The organism is Jutongia huaianensis (assembly GCF_014384985.1).
GTDB lineage: Bacteria > Bacillota > Clostridia > Lachnospirales > Lachnospiraceae > Jutongia > Jutongia huaianensis.
The window spans coordinates 1-12212 of the sequence record NZ_JACRSX010000018.1; the positions used below are offsets into that span (position 1 = coordinate 1).

Here is a 12212-nt window from a genome sequence, read left to right on the forward strand (position 1 = left end):
CATAAGACCCCTTAGAGACGATGAGGTAGATAGGGCAGAGGTGGAAGTACGGTAACGTATGCAGCTGACTGTCACTAATAGGTCGAAGGCTTATCCAAAAGAAACGGGAAGCTGGTTGCGGAAGCAGCGGGAAGATGTTATAATCGGTATACAGTTTTGAAGGTACTACCTTCTTTGATCAATATTTATTGATTGATGGCCTAGTGGCTCAGTTGGTTAGAGCGCCGCCCTGTCACGGCGGAGGTCACGGGTTCGAGTCCCGTCTGGGTCGTTTTATATGGGATCTTAGCTCAGCTGGGAGAGCATCTGCCTTACAAGCAGAGGGTCACAGGTTCGAGCCCTGTAGGTCCCATTTAAATTCTAAATAGCATTTTTAGAAATGCCGATGTGGCTCAATTGGCAGAGCAGCTGATTTGTAATCAGCAGGTTATCGGTTCGAGTCCGATCATCGGCTTTTATGGATGGATTCCCGAGTGGCCAAAGGGGGCAGACTGTAAATCTGTTGGCTTCGCCTTCGAAGGTTCGAATCCTTCTCCATCCATTTAACTTCGGTTAATTAAATAACGCGGGGTGGAGCAGTCTGGAAGCTCGTCGGGCTCATAACCCGAAGGTCATAGGTTCAAATCCTGTCCCCGCTACTAAGATAGTAAATATCTTTTGCCCAGATAGCTCAGTTGGTAGAGCAGCGGACTGAAAATCCGCGTGTCACTGGTTCGATTCCGGTTCTGGGCATTTTCGTCTATTTGACGAAGATGGGATACTAGCTCAGTTGGTAGAGCACTTGACTTTTAATCAAGTTGTCGGGGGTTCGAATCCCCCGTGTCTCATTAAAATCGAGTTCATAGTTATATGCTATGGGCTTTTTTTTATAAAACAAATACGGCACAGTATATTTTTATTGAACAAAGGTAGAAATATACTGTGTTTTTATTTTGAATATTGAATTCTGTAAAAATTGATATCAATCTAAGAAATGGTATATAGAATATTTGACAAATAGCTGATAGCATAATATCAGCGGAGAATGAAACGAGGCCGCTGCAAATGGAAAAGATGGAGGAAACGTGTGATGAGCATGGAGCAGAAGTCAAAACGGCTGGAGCGGGGCGCAGGAATTTTGTTGCCAATCAGCAGCCTGCCGTCGCCATATGGTATCGGATCATTGGGAAAAGAAGCCTATCATTTTGTAGATCAATTGGAAGAAGCCGGACAGAAATACTGGCAGGTACTTCCGGTTGGACCAACAAGCTTTGGAGATAGTCCTTATCAGTCATTTTCTACCTTCGCAGGAAATCCATATTTTATAGATTTGGATCTGCTGCAGAAGGAAGGATTATTGGAAAAGGAAGAAATTCAGAAAATAGACTGGGGCGAACTGGTTTATGATGTGGATTATCAGAAAATGTATGTGAACCGGTTTGGAATTTTGAAAAAGGCATTTCTGCGGTGGCAGGAAAAGTCTTCGTCTGATTATCAGGATTTTGTTCATAAAAATCAGGAATGGCTGGAGGATTATAGTCTCTTTATGTCCTGTAAAGACTATTTCGGAGGTGTTGAATGGCTGTCGTGGAGTGAGGACATACGTTGCCGTAAAGAGACGGCTTTGAAATATTATCGTCAGTTATTGAAAGAAAAAATGGAATTCTGGTGTTTCGTACAATATAAGTTTTTTGAGCAGTGGAATACATTAAAGAAATATGCAAATCAAAAGGGAATACAGATTATTGGAGATATCCCGATTTATGTGGCATTGGATAGTGCCGATGTGTGGGCAAATCCGGGACAGTATCAACTGGATGAGACACTTCATCCGATTGACGTGGCTGGGTGTCCGCCGGATGCATTTTCGGATTACGGACAGAAATGGGGAAATCCCATTTATGATTGGGATATTATGGAAAAGGATCATTTTACCTGGTGGAAAAAGCGTATTAAAGCAGCAGGCAGTATGTATGATGTTGTGCGAATTGATCATTTTATTGGGATTGTAAGATATTATGCTATTCCGGCAGAAGGGGTACCGGTAGATGGAGCATTTCGAAAGGGACCCGGAGAAAAGCTGATCAAAGCCATTGATGAAGCAATTGGGGATGCAAAGGTGATTGCAGAAGATCTGGGCGTGGTTGTGCCGGGTGTCAGACAGCTTTTGAAGCAAAGCGGATATCCGGGGATGAAAATTCTGGAATTTGCATTTGATGGGAAAAGAAATAATGAATATCTGCCACATAATTATGAGAGAAATTGTGTGGTGTACAGCGGAACTCATGATAATGAAACACTACTTGGATATTTTGATTCGCTGCCGGAAGAGGGGTATGAGTATCTGCTGGATTATACAGGACTTTGTATAAGTGACAAAATTTGCTCAGAATTCAAAGAAAAACTGGCAAATGCAGTGATACGGCTGGCTTATCAGAGTGTGGCGGATACAGTCATTCTTCAAATGCAGGATATTTTGAAAAAAGATAATGATGCGAGAATGAATCTGCCTTCAACGATTGGTCAAAACTGGCGCTGGAGACTGAAGAGGGGCGAGTTTGGCGAGAAGGAAATTAAGTTTCTGGGAAAGATGGCAGATATTTATGATCGTTAATATAACAAAATTTAAAAATATAAAATTGAAATCGTCAGGAGGAGAAAAATGCTTGAGAAATTTGTAAAGGATCACTATCAGAAAAGTTTAAAGGATTGCAGCAATGAGGAAATTTATATTGCTTTGCTGGAGCTGGTAAAGGAGCAGGCAAAACAGAAGGAAAGCCATGCCGGAAAAAAGAAGGTTTATTATATTTCCGCAGAGTTTCTTATTGGAAAACTATTGTCCAATAATCTGATCAATCTGGGTCTTTTTGATACGGTGAAAAAGGAATTGGAGAAGAATGGAAAAAGTATTTATGAGATTGAGGAGATTGAGCCGGAGCCATCGCTGGGAAATGGTGGATTGGGACGTCTGGCAGCGTGTTTCCTGGATTCTATTGCGACTCTTGGGATTCCGGGAGACGGCATTGGTATCAACTATCACCTGGGACTTTTTAAGCAGGTATTTGAGCAGAATCTGCAGAAGGAATATCCTAATCCATGGATTGAGAAAAATAGCTGGCTGACAAAGAGGGACAAAAGCTATACCGTGGAGTTCCGTGATCATATTGTAAAAGCTTCTCTGTACGATATTGCGGTCACCGGTTATGAGAACAGGACAAATCAGCTTCATTTGTTTGATATTGACAGTGTGGAGGAGAAGATTACAAAAGATGGCATTTCCTTTGATAAGGAGGATATAGAACATAATCTGACTCTTTTCCTGTATCCGGATGACAGTGATGAGAAGGGACAGCTTCTGCGAATTTATCAGCAGTATTTTATGGTGTCAGCCGGGGCACAGCTCATTCTGGAGGAATGTGAGGCAAGGGGATGTAATCTTCATGATCTGCCGGATTATGCGGCAATCCAGATCAACGATACCCATCCGACAATGGTGATCCCGGAGCTAATCCGTCTGCTTCTCATCCGTGGCATCTGTATTGAAGAAGCTATGGAAATTGTGGCTAAAACATGTGCTTATACAAATCACACAATTCTTGCGGAAGCACTGGAAAAATGGCCGATTGCGTATCTTCAGAAGGTTGTGCCACAGCTTCTTCCGATCATTCATATTTTGGATAATGAGGCAAAGAAAAAATATCCGGATGAGGCAGTTGCAATTATTGATAAAGAGGACAGAGTACATATGGCGCATATTGATATGCACTATGGATATAGTATAAATGGTGTGGCATATCTTCATACGGAGATTTTGAAAAACAGTGAGCTGAAACCATTTTATGAAATTTATCCGGAGAAGTTTAATAATAAAACAAACGGTATTACCTTCCGCCGCTGGCTGCTTCATTGCAATGAGGAGCTGACTTCCTGGATCGAGGAGCTGATTGGCAATGGATTTAAAAAGGATGCCACAGAACTGGAAAAATTACTGCAATATCAGGGAGATCAGAAGGTGCTGGAGAGTCTGTTGCGGGTAAAGGCTGAGAAGAAAAAACAGTTGAAGGAATATCTCTTGCGGACACAGGGAGTTGAGATTGATGAAAATTCGATTTACGATATTCAGGTAAAACGTCTTCACGAGTACAAGAGACAGCAGCTCAATGCACTTTATATCATTCACAAGTATCTGGAAATTAAGAGTGGCATTATTCCGGAAAAGCCGGTTACAGTTATCTTTGGCGCAAAGGCAGCACCGGCGTATGTGATCGCAAAGGATATTATTCATCTGATCCTTTGTCTGCAGGAGCTGATCAATAAGGATGAGCAGGTAAATCCATATCTTCGTGTGGTAATGGTAGAGAATTATAATGTCAGCAAGGCAGCACAGCTTATTCCGGCGTGTGATATTTCAGAGCAGATTTCTCTGGCTTCCAAGGAGGCAAGCGGTACCGGTAATATGAAGTTTATGCTTAACGGTGCGCTGACACTGGGAACTATGGATGGAGCAAACGTGGAAATTGCAGATCTGGTAGGAAAAGATAATATTTATATCTTTGGTGAGGATAGCAAGACAGTTATTGACCGGTATGCGCAGGGCAGCTATGTGTCCCGAGATTATTATGAAAAGGATACAGCTTTGAAGGAAGCGGTGGACTTTATTGTTGGCAGGGAAATGATGGCGGTAGGAGATGAAGAACACCTGACACGCCTGTATAATGAGCTCTTGAATAAGGACTGGTTTATGACGTTTCCTGATTTTAAGGACTATATTGCAACAAGAGAAAAGGCATATCATGATTATAATGATCGTATGGAGTGGGCAGAAAAGATGTTGGTAAATATTGCGAAAGCAGGATTTTTCTCATCAGACCGGACTATTGAGCAGTACGATCAGGAAATCTGGAGGACAGGAACGAGTAAATAAAAAGCTAATTTTTTGTCTAAAAAATATTGTAAAATAAAGAAACAATTACACTCTCTTTCGGTAGGAATACCGGAAGGGAGTTATTTGGCATATTGAAAAAGATGAGTTTTTTGAAGAATTTACAGGATTTTCGGAAGCAGTATTTAGAAGGTGAAATTGTCATGAAAATTTAGAGAAAAATTTGGGTTTCCAAGGCAGATGTGGTAAACTAAATCTAAAAAAGAATGCTAAAAATCAGTAATTATGATTTTGTGTGGATTTGCGGAAATAAAAGATGTCAAATAATGCAAAAAGATATCTTATAGAAATGAGGTCGGATATGATTCAGATATTAATCGTGGATGATGAGAAAATAGAGAGAAACGGTATTAAATTTTTGTTGAAGCAGCTTCATATGGAGGCGGAAATCCGGGAGGCGGTCAATGGCGTAAAGGCATTGGAGGCTCTGGAGGAAAAGCCGGTGGATATTTTGCTGACGGATATTAAAATGCCTTTTATGGATGGACTTGAGCTGGCAGAAAATGTCATGAAAAAATATCCTCAGACAAAAATGGTGATCTTTAGTGGATATGGAGAGTTTGAATATGCCAGAAAGGCAATGAAATCGGGGGTGGACAGCTATATTTTAAAGCCTGTGGATCCGGAGGAATTCCGCAATACTATGGAGAAGGTGCTGCAGGAGATTGAGGGAGAACGTCTGGAGGACGAGCGCAAGGAAAAGAACCGTAATTTTGTCCGGGAGCATGTATTATTGTCCCTGTTGAATGGTGCCGCACCACAGGATCTGGCGGCAAGCTTAGGGGGGGCAGACAGTCTGGAGTATGTACAGGACTTTCATAATATGATGCTGCTGGAATTTGACAGGGAATTTTTTGGAAGAACCGGTCTGGATTTTCTGGAAAATCTCCGGGAAGAAATGAAGGAGCCGTTTTTGTACTTGAATATGAACCCACAGCAGGGAATCATTCTGTTGGAACGGGAGATTGATGTGGAATCCAGAAAGGAAATGGCGCAAAAGCTTCTGGATGCCATAGAGGAGAAATATGCGGAGAAGTGCTATATTGCGGTCAGCCGTGAGTTTGTGAGGCCGGTGAAGCTGGCAGAGGAAATGGAACGGCTGGAGCTTCTGATGGAAAATAAATTTTATGTACCGGAGGATCGTGTGTTTAGTGAAGAGCAGCAGACAGAGGCAAATCTTTCCCAGATTGATGACGATACTCTGATGAAGCAGATTCGGCAGGATATCAAAATGAAGGATATGGCAGGGCTGCGTCGTCATTTTGAAGGGCTGTGCGAGAAGTATCAGAGCAAAAAGAATTTTTCACAAATGTATGTAAAATTTATTTTTTCAAATTTATTGAAGGATGTATACGAAATACTGCCCAAGGAAAAGTCCGGTGGTCTGAATCAGGATATTGACCGGTTATACCGGACTAATGATTTCCAGGAGGTGACGGAAATCATTAATGAAGGTATTAAACTTTTAGAACAGAGTTTTGCAATCAATCCACAGATGGAGCATCGGGAGATTGAGACAGTGAAGCAGTATATTTATGCTCATTATGGTGAGGAACTGAGTGTGGATATGCTGGCAGATCAGGTTTTTCTGGCTCCAAGTTATCTCAGTCATATTTTTAAGAAGGAGACAGGACAGAATCTCAGCAAATTTATTAAGGCACTTCGCATGGAGAAGGCAAAGGAAATGCTGGAGGAGACTCATAATAAAATTGTAAATATCAGTTATGCTGTGGGCTATCCGAATGTATCATATTTTTGTCAGAGCTTTCGGGAATATTACGGTGTGAGTCCACAGAAGTATCGGAATCAGTAAATAGGAGAATGCAGGAAATGGTGGAACAGTAAATAATGAAAAATAAGATTAAAAACTGGTTTGGAAATGCAAAAATACAAAAGAAAATAATGATCATATACATCTGCATTGGCACGGTGCCGATCCTGCTTTTGGGACTCTTTGCGCTGTCACAGGAGAGGAAAACCCTGATGGAGAGGGAGCGTAGAAATATTGAGGATTCTCTGTCACAGGGAGCATCTCAGTTGAAGTCTAAAATATTGGTCTACAATAATCTGTCGGATTATATTGCATTTAACCATCCAATCTCGGATGTACTGATCGGTGATTATGATGATATTTTTTCTATGTATGAGCAGTATACGGCGACGGTAGATCCGGTACTTTCGTCTTTAAAATACTTCAATCCAAATATCAACCAGATCACCATATATCTGGATAAGGATATTGTAAAGCATGATACAACGGTGGATGCACTTCATACCATAGAGGGTGAAAAATGGTACAGGGAATATAAGGATTCCTTAAGTCAGAAGGTAAAATGGATCATTGACGGAAAAGAAAAAACATCTTTTTCAGCAAGGACCATGCCCATTATGGAGCAGAATAAACAAAAGGGAATTTTATATCTGGATGTGAATTATGATACGTTATTTTCCGGGTTTGATGACATTTCCAGAGACGGTTATGGACTATATGTCATAGACAAAGCAGGAAATGTATTGTTTGAGAAGGACACCTTTGATCAAAAAGCCGGCAATAAGACCGGCGCAAAGAAGGATGGAAAAGATCAAAGTACCCAGAATGGGACAGAAGGAAAAAGCAGATTATCCTTAAAAAAATTAAAAGAGAAAATGGCGGATCAGGAAAAGGGAAAAAGGAGCAATTATCTGATCGTGTCTGCAGATGCAGGGGTAGATGACTGGCAGGTGATCGCATATCAGCCGCAGAAAATGATGGCGAGAGAGGTGCAGACGCTTGTTGTGCTGATTCTTGGAATTATTGCCATTTGCATTGTGACGTCGGTTGTTGCTTCAAAAGCATTTTCAAGGTTTGTGGTGCGGGATATTAAACGGCTCCGGGATAATATGCAGGCGGTAGAGGAAGGTAATATGGAGCTTATGGTTACCAGTGATGCGAAGGATGAGGTGGGAAGTCTGATCCGTGGATTTGGAAGCATGCTGGGGGAGATCAACCGATTGATCCATGAAGTATATGAAAGCAAGCTGACCCAGAGAAAGTCAGAAATGACGGCACTTCAGGCACAGATCAACCCACACTTTCTTTATAATTCCCTTTCATTGATCAACTGGAAGGCGCTGGAGGCAGGGCAGCAGGACATTAGCAAGATCACACTGGCATTATCCTCTTTTTACCGGACTTCTTTGAATCGGGGCAAAAATGTGCTGACCATTGAGAAGGAAATTGAAAATATGAAGTCCTATCTGGAGATTCAGTTATGTATGCACGATAATGACTTTGATGTGATCATGGATATTGATGAGGAAATCCTGCAATATCAGACATTAAATCTGCTGTTGCAGCCTTTGGTGGAAAATGCCATTGATCATGGAATTGACCTGAAGGAGGATGGCAGAGGATATATTAAAATAATAGGACGTAAAGATGACAGCAATATTTATCTGACGGTGGAGGATAATGGTGTGGGAATCGAACCGGAGCTTTTGTCATCTATATTGGAATTTAAGACAAAGGGGTATGGTGTCCGGAATGTAAATCAGAGAATCCAGCTTTATTATGGGGAGGAATATTGTCTGAAAATTGAGAGTGAGGCAGGAAAGGGAACAAGGTGCACCATAAATATTCCACAGGTGCTCAAGAAGTAGAAGAGATCGAAAAATAGTAGTTGCGGATTTTACCATTTCATCCTATAATTTCATAGGGTTCATTAAGTAAAAAGTGGTGAAATAGTTAGAGTACAAATTTTAAGTGCATTATTGAAGTGGGAAGTTGTGCGAAAATAATACAGAATAAACAGAAATGTGAGGTTACAAGATGCCAGTTTTTGATTTTAATCAGGAGAAGAAGGATGCAGTCAAAGCAGAGAAGACATACGAATTAGTTTATTCGAATGAAAGAGTGCCGGATGTGTCACATCCGGTCATACTGTTGAAGGATGAGGAAAAGAAGCTTATGCATCATTCCTCCGGTATGTTTACAGCACCCACAAAGGGGACGGCATTTACATGTGATGAGGAAAAGACGTCTCATGATATTTTACAGATCGATGCACGTTTTGAGAAGCTGGTAAAGTGGCTTGGAGAAAACCATATTATGGTTAAGCTGTCCGGTGCCAGTACAGATCAGGGATACGCAGTTTATAAGATCTTTGAGACCGGTGTGGCTATGAGAGGTACGAAGCTTTCCGGAGAAAATGGATTTTTGCAGTTTATGATCGAGCGGTTGCTGCAGAGTGATGCACCTTCGAAGGAAGTCGTTGATTTTGATGAGATTGAAGACTCCGATGATATGAAGCTTACCAGTATTCAGAGTATTACGGATTATCTGATGTGTGCGGGAAGTACACTTCCGGACAATATCCGTCTCTGGGCGAGACGTAATCTTGCGGTAGCGAAATCTACAGAGGTGACGCCGGAGGAGCGCCGTCATGCACAGCGTGCGCTCTCTATTATGTTAAATATTCAGTGGAAAAATACAGATTTCCAGCCGATCGATCCGGTGGAGGCCAGAAAAATTCTGGACGAGGAGTTATATGGACTGGACAATGTAAAGCAGCGTATTATTGAGACGATCATTCAGATCAATCGTACCCATACCCTGCCGGCATATGGTATTCTTTTGATCGGACCGGCAGGTACCGGAAAGTCACAGATTGCCTATGCTGTTGCAAAGATTTTGAAAATGTCGTGGACAACGCTGGAAATGAGTTCTATCAATGATCCGGAGCAGCTTACCGGAAGCTCCCGGATTTATGCTAATGCAAAACCCGGTCTGATCATGGAGGCGTTTGCCAATGCAGAGAGCTCTAATCTGCTGTTCATTATCAACGAGCTGGACAAGGCTTCTGCCGGAAAGGGAAATGGAAATCCGGCGGATGTATTGCTGACACTTTTGGATAATCTTGGATTTACCGATAATTATGTAGAATGTAATATTCCGACTACCGGGGTTTATCCGATTGCTACGGCGAATGACAAGGCGGCCATCAGTGCACCACTTATGTCTCGTTTTGCTGTGATCGAGCTGCCGGACTACAGCCTGGAAGAAAAGAGAGTGATCTTTACCAAATTTGCGATGCCAAAGGTATTAAAGAGAATTGGTCTGCGAAGCGAGGAGATTGTGATTACAGAGGAAGCACTGGATGCGATCATGGATATTTTTAAGGATACATCAGGAATTCGTGATATCGAGCAGGCAGCAGAACATATTGCCGCAAATGCGCTGTACCGCATCGAGGCGGAGAAGATGGTATGCGTTACTTATACAGCGGAGATGATCCGGGAGTTGTTAAAATAAATAAGCTGCTTTGAACTAAAAAACAGCCTGAATTTGATTTCACCCCAAAGGGAGTTGTTTGAAATCAAATCCGGGCTGTTTTATTTTAGTGTATAGGAAAATGCTCGTAGCGTAGAGTGAGCAAGGGCAAAACGCTGGTTTTGCCCTTTTTTATGAATGGCTGTATCAGATTATTTTGTCTTATCTTTCTTGAGCTCGTTCATTCTCATGGCACGAACCTTCAGTGGGAGACCCCATAATGTAATGAAGCCCTCTGCATCATGATGGTCGTACATATCACCTGTGGTAAAGGATGCCAATGACTCACTGTACAGAGAATATGGAGAAGTTGTTCCATTTTTAATGATATTGCCCTTGTAGAGACGAAGTTTTACTTCACCGGTTACATACTGCTGTGTTACATCAACGAATGCGGAGATTGCTTCACGAACAGGTGTGAACCATTTACCTTCGTATACAATGCTTGCAAGCTTGCTGCCGAGCTCTAACTTCAATGCGATGGTGTCACGGTCAAGAACAAGCTCCTCTAACTGCTGATGTGCTTCCATCAGGATTGTTCCACCCGGAGTCTCATATACACCACGGCTCTTCATACCAACGACACGGTTCTCAACGATATCAACAATACCGATACCGTGCTTTCCACCGATGGTATTCAGCTCACGGATAATATCAGCAACTTTCATTTTCTTGCCGTTCAGAGCAGTAGGAACACCCTTTTCAAAAGAAATAGAAAGCTCTACATCCTCATCCGGTGCCTTCTCCGGTGTAACACCGAGAACAAGCATATGATCGTAATTTGGTGCCTGAGCAGGATCCTCAAGCTCCAGTCCCTCATGGCTGATATGCCAGATATTTCTATCACGGCTGTAAGACTGATCGGTTCCGAACGGAAGATCAATGCCGTGTGCCTTACAATACTCAATTTCTGCCTCACGGGAATCCATACCCCATCTGTCGTCACGCCATGGAGCGATAACCTTGATATCCGGAGCTAATGCCTTGATACCAAGCTCAAAACGAATCTGGTCGTTACCCTTACCGGTTGCACCGTGGCAGATTGCAACGGCATTTTCCTTACGGGCAATCTCTACCAGCTTTGCAGCAATCGTAGGTCTTGCCATAGCAGTTCCCATGAGATATTTATGTTCGTAAACGGCACCAGCCTGTACACAAGGCATAATGTAGTTTTCGCAAAGATCATCAACAACGTCCTCAATGTAAAGCTTAGAAGCACCGGAGAGTTTTGCACGCTCCTCTAATCCATCGAGCTCCTCGCCCTGTCCACAGTCGATACAGCAGCATACAACCTCATAGCCGTATGTTTCCTTTAACCATGGAATAACTGCAGTTGTGTCAAGTCCGCCTGAGTAGGCTAAAATAACCTTATCCATCTTTTTGTCCTCTTTTCTTTTTGTTGTGATTACTTGGTTTTGAAAATCATACTGTGTCAATGCGGCGTAGGTATAGCCTGCCACACTCTTCTATCATAGCGTAAATGGCATAAAATGACAAGATTTGATTTGCTGTCTTCTTGACATTCCAGGTTTATTATTATAAAGTTAAAATGGGTTGATAACAATAGACTTATGATGCTTTTACTATTATTTATTGAGCACCGGGAAGGGGAATAACCATGGAATATATGAAGTTATGCGACAGTGACTATCGTTTTATGCAGGTCGTATGGAAATATGCACCGATTCCATCCGGAGAGCTGGTAAAGCGGTGCGATGAGGAGCTGGGCTGGAAGAAATCCACAACTTATACGGTGATTCGCAAGCTGTCAGAAAAAGGATATATTCGGAACGAGGATGCGGTTGTTTCGGTGCTGATCCCACAGGAACGGGTGCAGCGGGATGAGTCCAATTATTTTGTGGAGAGAACGTTCGGGGGATCATTGCCCGGATTTCTGACTGCATTTCTGGGGGGAAAACATATTTCGAAAAAGGAAGCGGAGGCGATCAAAAAGATCATAGATCAGTATAGCAAGGGGTAATG

General features: G+C 42.2%; 7 protein-coding genes, 7 tRNA genes and 1 rRNA gene. 14 read left to right on the forward strand and 1 reads right to left on the reverse strand.

Going from position 1 to position 12212, the window contains the following annotated elements:
- From H8704_RS11395 to H8704_RS11455, 13 genes are all read left to right on the forward strand, one after another.
- A 23S ribosomal RNA gene (locus H8704_RS11395) occupies positions 1–98 on the forward strand; the annotation flags it as partial.
- A gap of 99 nt (positions 99–197) precedes the next feature.
- A tRNA-Asp gene (locus H8704_RS11400) sits at positions 198–271 on the forward strand.
- 8 nt (positions 272–279) lie between these two features.
- Positions 280–352: transfer RNA gene (locus H8704_RS11405), tRNA-Val, on the forward strand.
- A gap of 29 nt (positions 353–381) precedes the next feature.
- Positions 382–454, forward strand: a tRNA-Thr gene (locus H8704_RS11410).
- Between the two features lie 5 nt (positions 455–459).
- Positions 460–541, forward strand: a tRNA-Tyr gene (locus H8704_RS11415).
- Positions 542–564: 23 nt separating this feature from the next.
- Positions 565–638, forward strand: a tRNA-Met gene (locus H8704_RS11420).
- A gap of 21 nt (positions 639–659) precedes the next feature.
- Positions 660–732 (forward strand) — tRNA-Phe (locus H8704_RS11425).
- Positions 733–754: 22 nt separating this feature from the next.
- A tRNA-Lys gene (locus H8704_RS11430) sits at positions 755–827 on the forward strand.
- Between the two features lie 242 nt (positions 828–1069).
- Positions 1070–2593, forward strand: coding sequence for a 4-alpha-glucanotransferase (gene malQ, locus H8704_RS11435; protein WP_249298344.1), 1524 nt, complete (start codon positions 1070–1072; stop codon positions 2591–2593).
- 48 nt (positions 2594–2641) lie between these two features.
- On the forward strand, positions 2642–4903 hold the full coding sequence (locus H8704_RS11440; protein WP_249298345.1) for a glycogen/starch/alpha-glucan phosphorylase: 2262 nt from the start codon (positions 2642–2644) through the stop codon (positions 4901–4903).
- A gap of 319 nt (positions 4904–5222) precedes the next feature.
- Entirely contained in the window at positions 5223–6734 is a 1512-nt protein-coding gene (locus H8704_RS11445; protein WP_022463720.1) for a response regulator transcription factor, read from the forward strand.
- Between the two features lie 35 nt (positions 6735–6769).
- Complete coding sequence (locus H8704_RS11450) at positions 6770–8560, forward strand: cache domain-containing sensor histidine kinase (RefSeq protein WP_249298346.1); 1791 nt, start codon at positions 6770–6772, stop codon at positions 8558–8560.
- A gap of 169 nt (positions 8561–8729) precedes the next feature.
- Positions 8730–10211 carry an AAA family ATPase gene (locus tag H8704_RS11455; protein ID WP_249298347.1) on the forward strand — a complete coding sequence of 494 codons (1482 nt, stop codon included), beginning with the start codon at positions 8730–8732 and terminating at the stop codon, positions 10209–10211.
- A gap of 170 nt (positions 10212–10381) precedes the next feature.
- Here the strand turns inward: H8704_RS11455 and H8704_RS11460 are convergent, their stop codons facing one another.
- Complete coding sequence (locus tag H8704_RS11460) at positions 10382–11605, reverse strand: argininosuccinate synthase (RefSeq protein ID WP_022305514.1); 1224 nt, start codon at positions 11603–11605, stop codon at positions 10382–10384.
- Positions 11606–11847: 242 nt separating this feature from the next.
- Here H8704_RS11460 and H8704_RS11465 point away from each other — a divergent pair, with 242 nt between their 5' ends.
- Positions 11848–12210, forward strand: a complete 363-nt coding sequence (locus tag H8704_RS11465) for a BlaI/MecI/CopY family transcriptional regulator (protein WP_249298348.1) — start codon at positions 11848–11850, stop codon at positions 12208–12210.
- Positions 12211–12212: the final 2 nt, after the last annotated feature.